General features: G+C 46.9%; 15 protein-coding genes and 4 pseudogenes. 7 read left to right on the forward strand and 12 right to left on the reverse strand.

The genetic code is table 11. The annotated features are described in order from the left end of the window. Positions 1-127: 127 nt before the first annotated feature. From QP794_RS21935 to QP794_RS21945, 3 genes are all read right to left on the reverse strand, one after another. The gene (locus QP794_RS21935) at positions 128-337 is read right to left on the reverse strand and encodes a hypothetical protein (protein ID WP_024633070.1); all 210 of its coding nucleotides are present in this window, start codon (positions 335-337) and stop codon (positions 128-130) included. Positions 338-347: 10 nt separating this feature from the next. Continuing rightward, positions 348-869: a PRC-barrel domain-containing protein gene (locus QP794_RS21940; protein ID WP_024633069.1), complete on the reverse strand. Its 522-nt coding sequence runs from the start codon at positions 867-869 to the stop codon at positions 348-350. A gap of 163 nt (positions 870-1032) precedes the next feature. Next, on the reverse strand, positions 1033-2184 hold the full coding sequence (locus QP794_RS21945) for a cysteine desulfurase family protein (RefSeq protein WP_285078882.1): 1152 nt from the start codon (positions 2182-2184) through the stop codon (positions 1033-1035). 127 nt (positions 2185-2311) lie between these two features. Here QP794_RS21945 and QP794_RS21950 point away from each other — a divergent pair, with 127 nt between their 5' ends. After that, the gene (locus QP794_RS21950) at positions 2312-2707 is read left to right on the forward strand and encodes a hypothetical protein (protein ID WP_285078884.1); all 396 of its coding nucleotides are present in this window, start codon (positions 2312-2314) and stop codon (positions 2705-2707) included. A 191-nt stretch (positions 2708-2898) separates the two neighbouring features. Here QP794_RS21950 and cymR read toward each other — a convergent pair whose 3' ends face one another. After that, positions 2899-3318: a cysteine metabolism transcriptional regulator CymR gene (gene cymR, locus QP794_RS21955; protein WP_024633066.1), complete on the reverse strand. Its 420-nt coding sequence runs from the start codon at positions 3316-3318 to the stop codon at positions 2899-2901. A 330-nt stretch (positions 3319-3648) separates the two neighbouring features. Here cymR and mnmA point away from each other — a divergent pair, with 330 nt between their 5' ends. Further along, positions 3649-4773: a tRNA 2-thiouridine(34) synthase MnmA gene (gene mnmA, locus QP794_RS21960; protein ID WP_285078886.1), complete on the forward strand. Its 1125-nt coding sequence runs from the start codon at positions 3649-3651 to the stop codon at positions 4771-4773. A 140-nt stretch (positions 4774-4913) separates the two neighbouring features. Here mnmA and crcB (QP794_RS21965) read toward each other — a convergent pair whose 3' ends face one another. The 3 genes and pseudogenes from crcB (QP794_RS21965) to QP794_RS21975 all read right to left on the reverse strand — a co-directional run. Then, positions 4914-5273, reverse strand: a complete 360-nt coding sequence (gene crcB, locus QP794_RS21965; protein ID WP_094937631.1) for a fluoride efflux transporter CrcB — start codon at positions 5271-5273, stop codon at positions 4914-4916. Further along, entirely contained in the window at positions 5270-5671 is a 402-nt protein-coding gene (crcB, locus tag QP794_RS21970; protein WP_285078889.1) for a fluoride efflux transporter CrcB, read from the reverse strand. The genes crcB (QP794_RS21965) and crcB (QP794_RS21970) overlap by 4 nt, the downstream gene beginning before the upstream one ends. Before the next feature lie 28 nt (positions 5672-5699). Beyond that, positions 5700-6577 (reverse strand): annotated as a pseudogene (locus QP794_RS21975) (AAA family ATPase); the annotation flags it as partial. Positions 6578-6740: 163 nt separating this feature from the next. On the opposite strand from QP794_RS21975, the pseudogene QP794_RS33360 reads away from it, so the two are divergent. Then, a pseudogene (locus QP794_RS33360) lies at positions 6741-6854 on the forward strand (helix-turn-helix domain-containing protein); the annotation flags it as partial. An 83-nt stretch (positions 6855-6937) separates the two neighbouring features. Here the strand turns inward: QP794_RS33360 and QP794_RS21985 are convergent. Further along, positions 6938-7132: pseudogene (locus QP794_RS21985) on the reverse strand (winged helix-turn-helix domain-containing protein); the annotation flags it as partial. A gap of 225 nt (positions 7133-7357) precedes the next feature. Here QP794_RS21985 and QP794_RS21990 point away from each other — a divergent pair. Both QP794_RS21990 and QP794_RS21995 read left to right on the forward strand, forming a co-directional pair. Beyond that, positions 7358-7570 (forward strand): hypothetical protein, encoded by a 213-nt coding sequence (locus QP794_RS21990; protein WP_483311937.1) that lies wholly within the window; start codon positions 7358-7360, stop codon positions 7568-7570. Positions 7571-7610: 40 nt separating this feature from the next. Continuing rightward, positions 7611-8372 (forward strand): annotated as a pseudogene (locus QP794_RS21995) (COG4705 family protein); the annotation flags it as partial. 932 nt (positions 8373-9304) lie between these two features. Here QP794_RS21995 and QP794_RS22000 read toward each other — a convergent pair. After that, the gene (locus tag QP794_RS22000; protein WP_285078892.1) at positions 9305-10612 is read right to left on the reverse strand and encodes a replication-associated recombination protein A; all 1308 of its coding nucleotides are present in this window, start codon (positions 10610-10612) and stop codon (positions 9305-9307) included. Positions 10613-10666: 54 nt separating this feature from the next. Beyond that, positions 10667-11545 carry a LysR family transcriptional regulator gene (locus QP794_RS22005; RefSeq protein ID WP_285078894.1) on the reverse strand — a complete coding sequence of 293 codons (879 nt, stop codon included), beginning with the start codon at positions 11543-11545 and terminating at the stop codon, positions 10667-10669. Positions 11546-11710: 165 nt separating this feature from the next. Between QP794_RS22005 and QP794_RS22010 the strand changes: the two genes are divergently transcribed. Both QP794_RS22010 and QP794_RS22015 read left to right on the forward strand, forming a co-directional pair. Further along, a complete protein-coding gene (locus QP794_RS22010; protein WP_285078931.1) occupies positions 11711-12451 on the forward strand; it encodes an SDR family NAD(P)-dependent oxidoreductase in 741 nt (246 codons plus the stop codon). Positions 12452-12483: 32 nt separating this feature from the next. Next, positions 12484-13386 carry a DMT family transporter gene (locus QP794_RS22015; RefSeq protein WP_285078895.1) on the forward strand — a complete coding sequence of 301 codons (903 nt, stop codon included), beginning with the start codon at positions 12484-12486 and terminating at the stop codon, positions 13384-13386. Positions 13387-13524: 138 nt separating this feature from the next. Here the strand turns inward: QP794_RS22015 and QP794_RS22020 are convergent, their stop codons facing one another. Next, the gene (locus QP794_RS22020; RefSeq protein ID WP_285078897.1) at positions 13525-15711 is read right to left on the reverse strand and encodes a HelD family protein; all 2187 of its coding nucleotides are present in this window, start codon (positions 15709-15711) and stop codon (positions 13525-13527) included. Between the two features lie 175 nt (positions 15712-15886). Then, positions 15887-17680, reverse strand: a complete 1794-nt coding sequence (locus tag QP794_RS22025) for an ABC transporter ATP-binding protein (protein WP_285078899.1) — start codon at positions 17678-17680, stop codon at positions 15887-15889. Between the last annotated feature and the right edge of the window lie 7 nt (positions 17681-17687).

Genomic DNA, 17687 nt, shown 5'->3' on the forward strand with positions numbered 1-17687 from the left:
GCATATATTATACAAGTCCCTTGAACCACTATGTAACCGCAGCTATATACATCTGTCATCATTTCATGACAGCATTCAATGACATTCTTTGTCATGAAACCGCATATAGAAGAAGTTAGACTGCTTATTAAGAAGAAGCATGAAGATGAGGGAAGTCTTGCGGCAGCTCTTCCCCGAAGAACAGATCATCGAGGGAACTGAGCGTGCCGTCTTCTTCCACCTGGTATACAGACATTTTCTCACCGTTCACTGTTAATTCGATAAAGCATCCCCAGCAATAAAATTGGTGGGAACCGATTTTCCCAATATCTTTGGAACTACAGTTTGGACATTTCATATTCATTCACCTATCCATTAACAGAATGAATGGCATTTTCCAAGCGCTGTTCACTCAGCGGCGGCACCATAATGGCACTTTCCCCAATGGACATATCACTTGTACATGGCAGCCATTTGCGGCCCTCAATCAAATCGGACACAAAACCGTCCGTAATTTCAATCCCTATTATTGTATTTCCCAACTCCTGGTCAAAATAAACATCAGAGACTCGTCCAAGCAGCAAACCTTCTTCGGTGAGCACGGACATCTCCTTCAATTTAGACTGGCCGAGGAGGTACGTGTGTTTTATGTCGTCGGCTCCCGTTTTGCGGACAGCCTGTTGATTACGGATCATGACGGCATCTTCGCCGTAGGCAACGATATCTTGCCACTGCACGATTTTGACATGACTGGTAAACAGGCCTTTGTTTTCAAGTTCAATGCCTTCAATTTTCCAATCGTCATTCACAATGAAATCCTGGATTTTGCCGACCTGCTTCCCGTCCTCAACGTCAAACACAGCAAGTCCGATCATTTCCTGAAGCTTCATCGCAGGGTCCCCCTCATCTTCTTATCATTAAATAGCCGCGGCGCTATTGCTAGGTATGCCCAAAGTTGATGAGTGGCAATCAGACGCCGATCATCAAAACCGCTTCTATCCAACCGATGAAATGGAACTTCTTCCCTCCTTTTGTTCCATGTGCAATGAGCCCTTAGGCTCTATTACGCAGTCGCCCAAGAATGGTTCCAATTTTTTCGGCGGTTATCATGATTTCTTCCGTAGTATTACCCAATCCCCAGCTAAAACGAATCGCGGAATGCAAAAATGTCTCCGGCAAGTTCATTGCTTTCAGCACATGGGACACTTCGAGAGAACCGGAAGTACATGCCGAACCGCTCGCCACAGCGATGCCTTCCATATCCAGATTCATGAGCATCGTCTCCGTGGACACCTCCGGAAAGCTAATGTTCAGGATATTGGGCAGCGTATATTCAGGATGTCCGTTGATGTGAAAATGCTCCGCCCCTACGTGTTTCTCCAGTTGTTCCAGCAGCAATGACCGCAATGCCAGATCATGTTCACGGCGCGCGTTCGCTTGTTCCCCTAATATTTTCAACGCCTCCGCAAAGCCAGCAATACCTGCCATATTCTCAGTCCCAGCCCGTCGTTGCCGTTCCTGCAGTCCACCATGTGATCTCGCCTCAAGCACAATTCCGCGCCGTACATAGAGCGCACCCACGCCTTGAGGCCCATTGATTTTATGAGCAGAGAAGCTGATCAGATCCACAGGCAGTTCCTTGCAGGAAATTTCCTGGGTGCCAAGAGCCTGAACTGCATCGGTATGGAACAAAATATCATGCTGACGAGCCAGTTCACCAATTTCGCGGATGGGCTGAATCGTGCCTACTTCATTGTTGGCATACATCATGGTGATCAGTATGGTATCTGGGCGAATGGCCTCTTTTAGCTCTTCCAGACGTATTCTTCCGTATTCATCTACAGGCAAATAGGTCACGTCATAGCCTTGTCGTTCGAGTTCCTGACACGTATGCAGTACCGCATGATGTTCAATGGCTGTTGTAATGATGTGACGTCCCCGTTCTTTCCTCGCTGAAACTGCGCCAAATATGGCCAAATTGTCACTTTCCGTGCCGCCTCCGGTAAATACGAGTTCATCCGGGAAACAACCCAAAGACGCCGCAATGACATCCCTTGCTCCACTGACGGTCCGTTTGGCTTCGCGGCCAAAGGCATGGATACTTGATGCATTGCCATATTGCCCTGTCATAACTTTCATCATCGCTTCCGCGACTTGTGGATGCATAGGTGTCGATGCGGCGTGATCCAAATATATTCTTTTCATTGATTTCACCCCGTTATATGTTGGACTTCCATCTTTTCATGTTGTGTAATTGAAAATTTAAACCAATGCTATTGTGTCATATCTTCGTGTATAATGTTTAATATCCATTCAAAAAGGAGAGATCGACATGAGTGATCAGGTTCTCAGTCAAATTCTGAATCAGCTTCAACAAATGGACAAGCGTTTCGACAACATTGATGGACGTCTTGAAAAGATCGAAGACAGCCTTGGTACATTGGATAGCAGACTTGACGTCATGGATGGCAGACTTGATACCATGGACGGCAGACTTGATACCATGGATACCAGACTTGACACCATCGAGGAACAAACCAAAAACATTCCTCTGCTTCAGCAGGCCGTTCTGGAGACACTGGAAGTTACCAAACGTCTTGAAGCTTCTCAAATCACGTTTGAACGTAAAGTAACCGCCGAATTAAACACCCATCAGCACAGCATTGATATTTTGAACCGTCGTCAATTGCGTATGGAAGCAGATATAGAAGCACTCAAGCATCGTTAGAACTTCTGACTACATCGATTCGGAAGGTCAGCCACGAAAACTGTGCCTTCTTCAGTACAGTTATTACATAAAATTTTGTTCATTCCAGACTATCGTAGAATTGGAAGAATCACAATGTAGCTTGTTGCACGGCTAAAGCCCCCAATATGGGGGCTTTAGTGTGTCGTCTCTGATGCTCGTAATCAACTATGTTAGATGTAAAACATGTAGCTATCTTTTTGTTCCTGATTTTGGAAAGTAATCAGATCCTTCAACGTTGTTGAATCCAGTACTTCTGCAATGCTATCACGGATGCGCAACCACAAGTCGCGCTTCGCCGGATCATCTTCCTCCGTGAAATCCACTGGAGAGATTGGACCTTCCAGTACACGAATAACATCCCCTGCCGTTACGGTAGCCGGATCGCCTGCCAGAATATAACCGCCGTAGGCGCCACGGATACTTTTGACCAGTCCTGCATTACGCAGGGGAGCAATCAATTGCTCCAGATAATGCTCCGAGAGCTGATTGCGCTCGGCAATACTTTTCAAAGATGTAGGGCCTTCGCCTGTTCTGGCTGCCAGCTCCATCATGATTGTGAGCCCATAACGGCCCTTTGTCGATATTTTCAAAGGAGTCACCTCTTTCAATTTTCGAAAAAACAAGTTGTGAAACATAAATTACAGGCTGTGGCCCAAGCCTGTCTTTCCAGGATTCCAGGATCCGCCACAGGGGGATATTAAAAATACAGGCCTAGTCCCTCTAATCCTCCGTATTCCGATCATAACCCTCAGCTAATGTTAACATATCTGCATGCTTTATGGAAAAGAAAGATTGACGAAATTCAGAAAATGTACGCCTGTGGTGGACACTATCCAAAATTGGCCGGGTGTATCGTAACTTGAGTCCGGTTATGCTAGAATAGAAACGAAACACATTTATATAGAGAAATGGTGATAACGATGTCCAAAACAATTGAAAATACACGGGTCGTCGTTGGCATGTCCGGAGGTGTCGATTCTTCCGTCACCGCACTGCTGCTGAAGGAGCAGGGTTACGATGTCATCGGCATTTTCATGAAAAACTGGGATGACACGGACGAGTTCGGCCACTGTACCGCTGAAGAGGATTCAGAGGACGTACGCCGGGTTTGCGAACAGATCGGCATTCCTTACTACACTGTCAACTTCGAGAAAGAGTACTTTGATAAAGTATTTTCCTATTTCCTTGATGAATATAAGTCGGGTCGGACTCCGAATCCGGATGTCATGTGTAATCGCGAGATTAAATTCGGCGAATTCCTGAACAAAGCACTGGATCTCGGCGCTGATTATGTGGCTACAGGCCACTATGCTCGCCTCATTGAAGAAGATGGAACGTTCAAACTGCTGCGCGGTGTCGACAGTAACAAAGACCAAACGTACTTCCTCAATGCACTGAATCAGAACCAGCTGTCCAAAGCCATGTTCCCGATTGGTCATCTTCCGAAACCGGAAGTGCGCAAGATTGCAGAAGCGGCTGGCCTGTACACCGCGAAGAAAAAAGATAGCACAGGTGTCTGCTTCATCGGCGAGCGCAACTTCAAAGAGTTCCTGAGCAACTATCTTCCTGCCAAAGGCGGAGACATGGTTGATATTGCAACCGGAGAAGTGAAGGGCCGTCATGACGGTCTGATGTACTATACGCTTGGACAGCGTCAAGGTCTCGGCATTGGCGGTTCCGGTAATGGTGAACCCTGGTTCGTGGCAGACAAGGATCTGGAGAAAAATCAGCTGCTTGTTGTTCAAGGCGATGCACATGCAAGTCTGTATTCAACCGGTCTGACTGCAACGGGTGTAAACTGGATCGCAGGTTCAGCACATATGCCTAACGTGCCCCTCCGTTGTACCGCCAAATTCCGCTATCGTCAGCCGGATCAGGGTGTAACCCTGACATGGCAGGAAGATGGCAGCGTGGATGTACAATTTGACCAACAGCAAAAAGCGATTACGCCTGGTCAAGCTGTTGTGTTTTATGATGGAGATGTGTGTCTCGGCGGTGGAACGATTGATCAGGTTCAAAAAGTGCCTGTACCAGCGCTGCAATAGATTCAATAATAGAAATGAACCTATCCCATATGCATTTTGCACAATACCCTGTATTCCTATAACAAAAGCCATCTTTCATGTATACCATGACGGATGGCTTTTTTCCTTCTTTTTCCTGCAAAAAAAATAATTTTATTCAATTATGCAGCCAGCCACACGCCTGCAAAAGAAGCCGCAACCCCCAGCAGTACCGAACTGATGACGTATACAACTGCTCTTGAGTAACGTTCCTGCCCCAGCAGACCGAGGGTCTCATATCCAAATGTAGAGAATGTGGTATACGCTCCGCAAAATCCAGTCCCCCATATCACCCAGATTCCGTCCGAAATCGAGGCTGACTGATGCCAGCCATAGAGCAATCCAAGTAACAATGAACCACTGATATTAATGACCCATGTCCCCCATGGGAAGGCCGTTCCGAGCGAACCGGATATCCATCTACCCAAACTATAGCGGAGCACTGCTCCCAGCATCCCTGCAAGACCAATCCAGATGATCATGGTGCAACACCATCCTGCGTTGGTTTACCCAACATTCGCTGTCCAAGCTTCATTCCCAATGCACACAGCAATAACCCTACAAGTAAACTCACAACGAGGTATACAACAGCCTTCACCCACATTCCTTCCTCAGATAAATGGACAATATCCAACGTAAACGTGGAGAATGTGGTGAATGCGCCCGTAAACCCCGTCCCAATCGCTAGACGAAGTTGAGGCGTTATTTTGCCTGGAACAGCTATGGTGAAGAACCAACCCAAAAACAGACTCCCGATGGCATTAATCAGCAGCACTGCCCAAGGGAAGCCTTCATTTGTTACTGGCATCCATAATTGAATCCCATATCGGCACAACGTACCTATAATGCCACCGATTCCAATATAGAAAATTTCTTTCATCGTTCAAGCCTCTCCCGGTTCATCGATCTTACAGCTCTCTGCGCCGCTGCTGGTTTAGACGAATCTTGGATTCATTACCTTGTTCCGTTGCTTCATAGAAATGCGGCGTGAGAGCTGTTTCGGCAAATATTCCTGCTTCACATAATGGCCCGGATAATTATGCGGGTATTGATAGCCCTCATGTCCAAGCTTTACTGCACCGGAATAATGAGTAACCCTCAAATGAAGAGGGACCTCAGCAGATTTCACCTCATCAATGGCATTCATCGCTTTCGAGATCGCAGTGTACACCGCATTGGACTTCGGACTTTCAACAGCAAACAGAATCGCTTGGGCAATGTTCAGCTTGGCTTCAGGCCAGCCATTATTGCGATAAGCATCTAGCGCTCCAATCGCCTGGGTCATCGCTTGCGGATTCGCAAGTCCAATATCTTCACTGCTCGCTGCAATCAGACGACGTATAAACGTCATCGGGTCCATGCCCAACTTTTCCACCGCATACAAAAACCAGAACAGTGCCGCATCACTGGAACCCCGAATGCTTTTGTGAAATGCCGATAATACATCATATTGAGTCGATTCATCCGCCTTCACAATCGGACGACGAATAGACTCTTCAGCCACATCGAGCGTGATGTGAATGGAGCCGTCCTTCTCTGGCGGTGTAGTCAGTGCAGCCAGTTCCAACGCGTTCAGCGCACGCCGAATATCGCCATTCGCCATCGTCGTAATATGCTCAAATGCCTCGTCGTCAGCCTGCAGATCCATGAATCCCAAACCTTTATCCGCATCCGCCAGTGCCCGGCGCATCGCAATCAGGGAGTGCTCTTTGTTCAAAGACTCCAGCTGAAACAGCGTAGAACGGCTCATCAAGGCTCCATTCACATAATGAAAGGGATTCTCTGTCTTATATAGGATTTGGTGAAAATTAATATCTCCTAGATTTAAATTAATGACGGATTGTAATATGAAGTGCGACACCTACTGAAAATAAATAAAAAAGGACCCATGGCCGGATTCGTGTAGAATGAAGGTTCCTTACACCATATTCACACAAGGAGAATCCACCATAAGCTACACACATCTTAGCATAATTGAGCGCAGCAAGCTAGAAATCCTCCATCGGCAAGGTCAAAGTTCAAGAGCCATCGCAAAAGAATTAGGAAGACGGGTAAGCATGCTTGTTCCCTCCTATGGACACAACAAATTAGCGCGGCAATTTATTTTAAAGCCAGTTCCGGCCAGGATCTTTGCTAAGACTCGACCTTAATTTTGCTGACATGAAATATCCTTGCCGGGAACATCCAGCTTATTCTTCAAATACCGGATGTACACATCGACCACATTCCTTTCCACCAGCGAATCGTAGCCCCATACCAAGTCGAGCAGCATATCTCTCGTTTGGACAAGGTTTGGATGCTTCATAAACACGGCCAACAGGGCGAATTCACGCTTGATCAGTAATTTTATCCAACGCTTACTGCGTAGCTTCGGTTGAGATGGGTCACTTTCACAGAAAATTCTCATTTTCAGCTGTTACACTAATGGACAAAACCGAATCAACATGGACAGTATGAGCAGCTGATGCCGGTGGTTTCTATGACGATAAAGGAGGATCGGCAAATGGAGTAGTAGACGCATAATCAGGAGGGCTTGATCCAGCCGCCCATGAGCCCGGGAAGACGGATGTTAAACAAAGTCTCGCAAGTCACCATCTTTTTTGGGATCATTAAAATCTTGGCAACGACCGTTGGGGAGACGGCAGCGGACTTGCTGATCCAAAACCTCAATCTTGGCCTGACCGTAACGACGCTGATGATGAAGGTGCTTTTGATCGGGGCTATGGCAACCAGTGTGGGAGAAACAACGCAGACTTCCTTATTAGTGAATGAAATATAATAAAGTTGTGGGAAACCACTTTAAAGAAAGGAAATTATATATGCAAGAAAACCAAAATAAAATGATAATTTTACTTAACAAAGTGCCACAAGTGACGATTTTCTTTTGGATCATCAAAATTTTATGTACCACTGTTGGTGAAACATTTGCTGACTTCATCAATTTCAACATTGGACTTGGTTTAACTCTTACTACCATTATTATGGGAGTTGCGTTTTTTATTGCATTGTTTTTTCAACTTAAAGCAAACAAGTATGTTCCAGCCATTTACTGGGTAACTGTAGTTCTTATAAGTGTATTTGGAACACTGGTAACGGATAATTTGACAGATAATATGAGCATACCACTTGAGGTTAGTACAGCTGTTTTCTCGGTGTTACTAGGACTGACCTTTTTATTTTGGTATCTTAGTGAAAAAACACTATCAATCCACTCGATTTTTACTATAAAAAGAGAAGTTTACTACTGGCTTACGATCCTTTTCACCTTTGCACTTGGAACAGCCGTCGGCGATTTATATTCAGAACAACTTGGTTTTGGTTATCTTAACACAGGGATAGGCGTTGTTATTATTATTGCTCTTGTGTTCTTAGCTTATAAATTTTTGAAACTTGACGGGGTATTAGCTTTCTGGATTGCATATATTTTAACTCGTCCTCTTGGAGCGTCACTTGGAGATTACCTATCTCAACCAAAAGTAAATGGCGGATTAGGACTCGGGACAACCGTTACGAGTGTCATTTTTCTTATCGCTATTTTAGCGATCATCGTTTTCCTTTCCGTTTCAAAAATGGATACAAATGCTAAAAGTGATACAGCGGAAACAAATCAAAGTAATGCAAATAAGAAACATGTGCTAACACAAACGATTGGTGTACTCGTAATTTTCTTAGTTGTTGGTATAGGCGGTTATAACTGGCTCAGTAATTATATTGCATCACAAGGTGCTGCTGAGCAAGTTACGTTAGGAGGTGAATTAAACGATTTTGTTAAAATTGAAAATGATATGCTAAACGCTGTAAATAAAAACGACTTTGCTACAGAAAAAAAAGGGGCAGATGAATTAGAACATCAATGGGATACACAAGAACCTAAGCTTCGAAAAATTGATGGCACTACATGGACGAAAATTGATGGAACAATTGATGTTGTATTAGCAGCAGGTCGTTCATCGAATCCTGATGTAAACAAGTGCAAAACAGCACTTAACAATTCACTTAGTACCATAAACGCAGCAAATAAATAATAATCTTAGGAATCGCCAACCGCGATTCCTTTTAAAATGAACTTTTTATTAGACTAAACTCCGTTAAGAATATTCCTTCACAACATCGATAAATTAACATACTTCATTTGCTAAAATATAAAAAAAATGCGTTTTGATAAAAGGGTTATGGTTCAACTGACTCCCAAGGAGTTTGGGAGTCAACTGGCCTAATAGGACAAGTAGCCCATCCAGAAAAGATTGTGACTAATTATGATAGTAGCGGTAAGCCAATGGATGTTAAACGCCTGTTCGGTGCACATCTCTCATCAAGTGAAATGGAGAAAGTTATGGATAATGTAGATAAACTGGGTGTAGCTACAGCAAGGCACCTTTTTTTACTATTCAGCGTTTAACCCTTTCCCAAGATCGTTTACCTACGTTCGGATCGGCACAACGTACCCAAGATCCCACCGATTCCAATATAGAAAATTTCTTTCATCGTTCAAGCCTCTCCCGGTTCATCGATCTTAAAGCTCTCTGCGCCGCTGCTGGTTTAGACGAATCTTGGATTCATTGCCTTGTTCCGTTGCTTCATAAAATACACGACGCGAAAGCTGCTTCGGTAAGTATTCCTGCTTCACGTAATGGCCCGGATAATTGTGCGGGTATTGATAGCCCTCATGTCCAAGCTTCACTGCACCGGAATAATGGGTATCCCGCAGATGAAGAGGGACCTCAGCAGATTTCACCTCATCAATGGCATTCATCGCTTTTGAGATCGCAGTGTACACCGCATTGGACTTCGGACTTTCAACAGCAAACAGAATCGCTTGGGCAATATTCAGCTTGGCTTCAGGCCAGCCATTATTGCGATAAGCATCCAGCGCCCCGATGGCCTGGGTCATCGCTTGCGGATTCGCAAGTCCAATATCTTCACTGCTCGCTGCAATCAGACGACGTATAAACGTCATCGGGTCCATGCCCAGCTTTTCCACCGCATACAAAAACCAGAACAGAGCCGCATCACTGGAACCCCGAATGCTTTTGTGAAATGCTGACAATACATCATATTGTGTCGATTCATCTGCCTTCACAATCGGACGACGAATAGACTCTTCCGCTACATCGAGCGTGATGTGAATGGAGCCGTCCTTCTCTGGCGGTGTAGTCAGTGCAGCCAGTTCCAAAGCGTTCAGCGCACGCCGAATATCGCCATTGGCCATCGTCGCAATATGCTCTAATGCCTCGTCGTCAGCCTGCAGGTCCATGAATCCCAAACCTTTATCGGCATCTGCCAGTGCCCGGCGCATCGCAATCAGGGAGTGCTCTTTGTTCAAAGACTCCAGCTGAAACAGCGTAGAACGGCTCATCAAGGCCCCATTCACATAATGAAAGGGATTCTCTGTCGTAGCGCCGATAAAAATGATCGTGCCCTTCTCTACTGCAGGCAGCAATGCATCCTGACGTGAACTATTAAAGCGGTGTACCTCATCCAGGAACAAAATGGTTTTTGTTCCGTACAACTGCTTGTTCGTCTGTGCCTGCTCAATAACTTCACGTACATCTTTAACCGAGGCATCCACCGCATTCAGACGAACGAACTGTCCCTGCGTATGCTGGGAAATAATATGTGCGAGGGTCGTCTTGCCACATCCCGGAGGACCGTAAAGCAAAATGGACGAGATCTGATCGGCTTCAATGGCGCGCCGAAGCAATTTCCCCGGTCCTATAATGTGCTCTTGCCCAATATATTCATCAAGCCGCTCTGGCCGCATGCGGTCAGCGAGCAGTCTTGCTTGAGGTTCTGAATCCTGCTGAAACGAAAATAAATCCATTGCTCATCACTTCCTTAACGGATTGCCTTTACTTGATCCTTACCAAAATCCTGATTAATCTCTATTCTCTATCATATCATACTCCTGAGGCATCATACCCATAAATGCGCCAAGAGCACTGCTGACAAAGGCATCCTTGCGCGTAATAAAATGAGTCATCATCCGATTCATGCCTGCGGGGAGAGTGTACTTTCGCAGTGTTCCACTTTCGATCTGGCGCCGAATGACGATCTCAGGTAACAGTGAAATTCCCATGCCGGAGGTGACCCCGCTAATAATCGCTTCAAGGGTTCCAAATTCCATAATGATCGGACGGGTTACGCCGCTAACCGACAACCATTCCTCCAAAACCTGACGATATGAACAACCCATGCTGTAGACCAGAATCGGTTTACTGGTGAGCTCTTCGTCTTCCGGTCCCATACCGGAGGAGACCACATATAGTTCTTCATCAAATACGGGAGTAGAAGCAATATCGGGGTGATCACAGGAACAACCGATAAAAGCCCCTTCCAATTCATACCCAATAACCTGATCCATAAGCACTTGGGAGTTCCCCGTAGTCAATGATAAGGAGACCGCCGGATGCAGTTTATAATATTTTGCAAAAAGCTCAGGCAACCGAACCGCTGCAGCAGTCTGCGTGGAGCCGATGCGCAGCGGGCCAGCTGGCACACTTGTAGAGCTGAGCGCTTTTCCAGCCTCATCAAGCAGGCCAATAATTTTATCTGCATATGTCAGCAGCATCTCACCTGCCGGAGATAATGTCATTCCCCGATTATGACGAATAAACAGCAGTGTCCCTACTTCGGATTCCAGATGTCGTATCCTTGCTGTGACATTGGACTGCACGTAACCGAGGCGCTCCGCAGCTCGGGTCAGATTTCCTTCTTGTGCCACACATTGAAATATCCTTAAATCGCCGCTCTCCATTGAATGAACCTCCCAACGCTGACCTTTATCAGTCAGACATCATTTAAAATGATATCCAATCCATTAACAATCATTATACAGTATAGCTACTTCGAGCTACAATCGGGGTATATCAGAACACAGCAACTTACTTTCGCTGAGTTCACTTAAGGAGTGTTAATGATGATGAACTGGAAGAACACCGTAGCTTTGGTTACTGGAGGGGGGACGGGCATAGGTCGAGCTACCAGTATATTGCTAGCTAATCGTGGAGCTACCGTTGCCGTCAATTACTCCCGTTCCCAGGATGAGGCTGAAGAGACAGTTCAACATATTCTGGATGCGGGAGGCCATGCTTTTGCCATTCGGGCCAATGTGGGCTCCGATGTCGAGGTTCGCCAGATGGTGGCCTCTGTCACTGAACAAGTTGGACCTGTAACTGCACTCGTTAATAACGCCAGTATCACGCATCATATCCCAATGAAAGATCTGGAAGCTGTAACGGATGACATATGGAATGAACTATATGACGTCAATGTTAAAGGCATGTTTTACACCGCACGGGCTGTAGCGAAGGGAATGCAGCAGGTTGGTCAAGGCGCAATCGTTAACCTCGGCAGCATAGCTGGCAGCACAGGATCAGGGTCCTCCCTTCCCTACGCCGTTTCCAAAGCAGCAGTACATGGGTTAACGAAATCATTAGCACATGCGCTTTCTCCCGATATACGGGTTAACGCCATCATTCCGGGTGCAGTTGCGACCCGCTGGTGGGCAGGAAAGGAAGAACAGATGAATCGTCTGGGTGGTACGTTATTGTTACAGCGAATAGCCGCAAGCGAAGACATCGCACATATGATATGCACCGCGCTGGAGCAACCGTCCATGACCGGACAATGGATTACAGTAGATAGCGGTCAGACGTTATGAGCACGGGAAACCAAAGGGAGGAAGGAAACCTGATGAAGTCTCTAAAATATACGTTCCTGATCATCGTAACCACTCTCATCATGGGAACCTCGTTTCCTGTAGGCAAAATCGGTATGATGTATGCTCCTCCCTTTTTGTTAATGGGACTTCGCTATATATTGGCTGGAGCATTACTTGCCTGGATCATCAGAAAACGCCCCTTGCCTGTCGGTTGGAAACACTGGATACAAATCGGTGTAATAGGTCTGTTCCAGTCGGCGGGCGTGATGGGCTGTGCCTACTACAGCATGAACTGGATCAGTTCGGGAGAGTCCGCCATTATCACGTTTACAAATCCTTTGCTTGTCATCATCCTGAGTGCTGCATTATACGGTGTGTCCTATCGTTTTAGCCAATGGACCGGTGTAATTCTCGGATTTGTCGGAGTGGCGTTGACCTTTGGAATGCATCTCAGCTTGAATCCTGGGACAGGGATTGGGTTTGGTGGTGCTATATCCTTTGCTGTATCCACGTTGCTTATTAAGCGCTGGGGGGCTGCTCATGATACATTTGTGCTTACCGCTTATCAAATGCTTGCTGGAGGCGTCGTACTGCTCTTACTGAGCGTTTTTACAGAGCAGCCTCATTTTATCGTAAATACAACGTCTATCGTTGTCCTGGTATGGCTGACGATTTTCTGTTCCATCATTCAGTTCACACTTTGGTTTTATTTGCTGCAAAACACAGATCCAGCCAAAACCAGTTCCTTTCTTTTTCTGGCACCGCTGTTTGGACTGCTGTCGAGCTTTGTCTTGCTGGAAGAGCATGTCGGCTGGATCGTCGGTGCAGGTGGAGTAATGATCTGTCTGGGCATTTTCCTGGTTAACCGTCATCCCAACAGGCATAATTCAACCTTGGATACACCGAGTTTGCCCCAACGAACACCTGCAAGTTAACTCCAGTAAAAGATCAACTACCAGATTGCAAATATACTTCGTGAATAACACACCTCTGATGATAACGTACAAAAGAGCATGGTGCTTGAACAGCGCCATGCTCTTTCCATATGAATACGATGTTCAACAAACAAGAATTCACTCTGACTCGCTGTCAGGCCAACCCTGAATGGCAACGGACTCGCCTTCCGAATTGTGAGTTGCAGCAGCATAGTCAGGCAATGGGCCAGCGTGAAATAACCACAATTCGTGCAATGCCCGTGTACAGCCAACGTATAACAGCTTCGCATCACCCGCATTAGGCAAATAGTGTTTCTCATCTGCGTCCGCTACGATAACGGCATCAAACTCCAACCCTTTTGACAAATAGACAGGTAAAACGGAGTGTCCGCCTGTGTACTGTTTTTTGCCGCCGTCAATCAAGTTCAGCTCCCAGCCTGCTGCCTGGAGTTCATGATGAAGCTCCTTTGCCTCATGCAGGGTACGGGTCAGAATGGAGACGGTGCGATAGTCTTTGACTGTCAACAGCTTCAAAGCCTGTTCGAGGCTTGCTGTACGTCCTTTTTCCCCATAGGACAATGTCCGTACAGGATCACCACTCCGGAATACAGGAATCGCCGTAATCCCGCTCTTGACGCCCCGCTCCAGAATCGTATTAGCATAATCTATAATTTCCATTGTCGAGCGATAACTCCGGGTCAATGCAAAATAAGCATTCTGTTCCTCGGGGAACAGCGAACTCATCTCGTCCCACGCATGAACACCACGGTACTCATGAATACCTTGGGACAGATCGCCCAGTATGGTGAAGGAATGTCCTTTGACGAACTGATCCAATAATGCCACATGAAAAGGAGAAAAGTCTTGTGCTTCATCAATGACGATGTGATCGAACCGCTCTGAACCTTCAATATCATGAACCAAGGTATGAATGTACACCAATGCAGGCAAATCCTCTTCACGGATAATATCCTGCTTCAGATCTGCTGCCGTTTGCTTCATCACCAATTTGGGGATAAGAGCGCTCAGCGAAGCAGGTACCGATCCACCTTTAACGACCTTGAACAGCTGTTTGTACAGCGTAAGCGGTTCATATTGAGGCCATTTTTTGGCGTAGGCTTTCTCACGGGTTGCCGCTTTCTTTTTACGCTCTTTGCGGACGGCTTCCGGGGAAGGCTTCTTGAGCTCCATCTCAATCCAGCGGTGAATACGCGCCATGACCCGCTCTTTCCGTTTCGCCAGCGGATAATGTTTGTATTCTTCCCCGAACCAGTTCTCAATTTCGGCTTTACGGAGCACCGCGCCATCCCATGGACTGAAGTCCATATCGGGTACGGACTCCTCTTCCATCCCGGACAGCCACTCGCGAATTAACTCCATAAAACGGATCGAGCCTTTATACCGCCCAGGCACATCATCATTGAGTTCAGGACGTGCATCCGGGGTTTCAAACCAGGTGTTCAATGTCTCCGACGTATCCGCCAAAGGCTGGTCCAGTCCCAGCAGGTTCATTGCCCAATCCGGGAATGTACGCTGCTGAATATCCCCTACACCGAGCTCTGGAAGTACATCTGATATGTAATCCAGGAACATGTGGTTGGGTGCAAAAATAACCATCTTCTCCGCAGATACCTGCTCCTTGTATTGATACAGCAGGAAGGCAAGTCGATGCAGGGCCACGGTTGTTTTTCCAGAACCGGCCACACCCTGAATGATCAATGCGGTGTTTCTTGCCGCACGAATAATCTGATCCTGCTCTGCCTGAATGGTAGATACGATATCGCGGAGCTTGTTGTCCTTGTTCTCTCCCAGTCGATACACGAGGAATTCATCCGATACGGCTGGCTGGTCGCTGTCCCGATTGTACGTATCTGCCACACGTTCCAAGATACGCTGTCGAATGACCACGTTTCGTTTCAGATAAACCAGGCCCTCAATGAGTCCCTCCGGGGCTTCATACGTTGCGGAGGCTTCCCCTCCTGTAAATGAGTAAAACAGGCTTGCGACAGGAGCACGCCAATCGATGACGAGCGGATGCTCTCCCACCTCTTCGCGGTCTACGCCGATTTTGCCAATATACAGCGGTTTCCGTGCACCACTGCCCTCTTCTTCGAAATCCAAGCGTCCAAAATAGGGTTGCTGCGCGCTCTTGGACAAGGCGGTGCGGCGCTCTTCGCGTCCGGCTTCCAGCACTTGTTCTGTGAAGTCGTGGCCGGTGTACACCGGAATATTGTGCAACCGTTCCAGCTGGCTGTCCACTTCCTTCATCGTTCGCTCTAACCTGTACTCTTCTTCTTGATAGGCACTTTGAAAGCTGTCTGACATGTTTCAGTTACCTCCTAAGAATATGTTTGTTCTGCATAGCCAATCACTGACGACACAAAAGGATACCCACTATATCATATTGATGTACAAAAAGCTACAGTAACCCGGATAGCAAAATGAAAGAAACCGCTGCTCCTGTTCGCAAAGAACAGATGAACAACGGTCATCCTTTTCATTACTCCGACTCCAAATCCGACTTACCATCCTGTGCCACAAACTGCTTCTGAGCCAGCTCTCGATATACTTGATGTGTACTGATCAGCTCCGCATGTGTTCCGGTTCCCGTCACATGGCCCTGTTCCAGAACAACAATCTGATCAGAGTCGACGACAGTGGACAATCGGTGTGCAATGACAACCGTGGTTCGTCCTTCCATCAGATTGGACAGGGCTTGCTGCACTTCATGTTCAGAGGTGCTGTCCAGACTGGACGTCGCTTCATCCAGCATCAGAATATCAGGGCTGCGCAGCAGTGCACGAGCAATAGCGATCCGTTGGCGTTGGCCACCGGAGAGCTTAATCCCGCGTTCTCCCACTTCCGTATCATAGCCCTGAGGCAGCTTATCAATAAAAGCGGAGGAATACGCCATCTCTGCCGCATGTCGAATTTCGTCCATACTTGCCTCACGGCCCAATCCGTATGTCATATTTTCCTTAATTGTACCTGCCATCAGTGGGCTTTCCTGAGAGACATATCCAATCTTGCTGCGCCAGGAAGCCAACGAATAATCCGTGATGGCTTGTCCACCATATGATATACTGCCCGACCCCGGAAGATAGAACTGCTCCAGCAGAGAGAACAGCGTTGATTTCCCGCTGCCGCTTGGGCCTACAATAGCCGTCACTTTACGGGCAGGAACGGTCAGATTAATCCCATGCAGTACCTCTTCCCCTGTTACATAAGAGAAGTGCAGGTTGTTAAATGTAATCGTCTCATTGCCCTTGGGAGCAATTGCTGTGCTATGACGCGGTTCTTCTTCATGAGCCAGAATAGCCTGAATGCGTTCTGTCGCACCGACAACCTTTTGCAAACGTGAATACAGTGTCGTAAATTGCCCCATCGGCATAATGACCTGGAACAACAGCAGAATGAAGGCAACCAGTTCCCCCGGAGACAGCAACCCCGAAGCCACCCGCATGCCGCCAACACCCAGAATTACAACCAGCACAGCCGTCATGACAAATGTAAAGAGTGGACCAATCAACGCCAAAATCCGAGCTTCCTGTAGTCCAAAAGCAAACATCTTGCCAATGCGGGAATCGCCTGCTTCTGCCTCCTGTTTCTCCGTACCATAAGCTTTCACTAAACGAATCTCGCCAATGACTTGGCTGAGTACGGAAGTAAGGCCCGCCATTTCGTCCTGCTGCTTTTTGGAGATTTTGTACATTTTACGTCCGACAGGTAACAGAATCAGCAGCGTTAGCGGGACCAGACTCAGGATAATAAGAGACATGACCCAATCCAGATAGAAAAGCAACGCTACCCCGCCCACAACCGCAACGATATTGGATACAAAAGAAACGAGATAATCCGCAATTAGCGTCATAATCTGACTCGTATCATTCGTAATTCGACTCATCGTATCACCCGTACGATTTCGGTCGAAATATGGCATCGGCAAGGATAATACTTTGTTCCACAGCTTCGTTCGCAATGTCGCAACTACGCGCTGGCCTGCATAGTTCAACATGTAGATGCTGATGCCTGAAGCAATGGCCTGAATAACGAATGCTCCCAGCAGCAGAAAAATAACGGACTTGTTCAGCGCGGACATCGTCAGCCCATCAATCAGGCCTTTGGTCATCAGCGGGACAATCAGGCCAGCTGTCGTCTGAATGAGTGTCAGGATTAACGCTATAATCAGAATAAGCTTCGGTGGATTTGTGGCAGCAATCAGCTTCACAAAATCCCTGAATCCTTTTTTCCCTACTTTCGGTTCAGCTTGACCCGCTTGTTGTTGCTCTTCCATTCACGTT

It is taken from the genome of Paenibacillus sp. UMB7766-LJ446, from assembly GCF_030226665.1.
Taxonomy (GTDB): domain Bacteria; phylum Bacillota; class Bacilli; order Paenibacillales; family Paenibacillaceae; genus Paenibacillus; species Paenibacillus vandeheii.

Coding starts and splice junctions, on each gene's coding strand:
- QP794_RS21935 (WP_024633070.1), bottom strand. CDS start 337: ATGAAATGTCCAAACTGTAGTTCCAAAGATATTGGGAAAATCGGTTCC.
- QP794_RS21940 (WP_024633069.1), bottom strand. CDS start 869: ATGAAGCTTCAGGAAATGATCGGACTTGCTGTGTTTGACGTTGAGGAC.
- QP794_RS21945 (WP_285078882.1), bottom strand. CDS start 2,184: ATGAAAAGAATATATTTGGATCACGCCGCATCGACACCTATGCATCCA.
- QP794_RS21950 (WP_285078884.1), top strand. CDS start 2,312: ATGAGTGATCAGGTTCTCAGTCAAATTCTGAATCAGCTTCAACAAATG.
- mnmA (WP_285078886.1), top strand. CDS start 3,649: ATGTCCAAAACAATTGAAAATACACGGGTCGTCGTTGGCATGTCCGGA.
- crcB (WP_094937631.1), bottom strand. CDS start 5,273: ATGATCATCTGGATTGGTCTTGCAGGGATGCTGGGAGCAGTGCTCCGC.
- crcB (WP_285078889.1), bottom strand. CDS start 5,671: ATGAAAGAAATTTTCTATATTGGAATCGGTGGCATTATAGGTACGTTG.
- QP794_RS21990 (WP_483311937.1), top strand. CDS start 7,358: ATGTTAAACAAAGTCTCGCAAGTCACCATCTTTTTTGGGATCATTAAA.
- QP794_RS22000 (WP_285078892.1), bottom strand. CDS start 10,612: ATGGATTTATTTTCGTTTCAGCAGGATTCAGAACCTCAAGCAAGACTG.
- QP794_RS22005 (WP_285078894.1), bottom strand. CDS start 11,545: ATGGAGAGCGGCGATTTAAGGATATTTCAATGTGTGGCACAAGAAGGA.
- QP794_RS22010 (WP_285078931.1), top strand. CDS start 11,711: ATGAACTGGAAGAACACCGTAGCTTTGGTTACTGGAGGGGGGACGGGC.
- QP794_RS22015 (WP_285078895.1), top strand. CDS start 12,484: ATGAAGTCTCTAAAATATACGTTCCTGATCATCGTAACCACTCTCATC.
- QP794_RS22020 (WP_285078897.1), bottom strand. CDS start 15,711: ATGTCAGACAGCTTTCAAAGTGCCTATCAAGAAGAAGAGTACAGGTTA.
- QP794_RS22025 (WP_285078899.1), bottom strand. CDS start 17,680: ATGGAAGAGCAACAACAAGCGGGTCAAGCTGAACCGAAAGTAGGGAAA.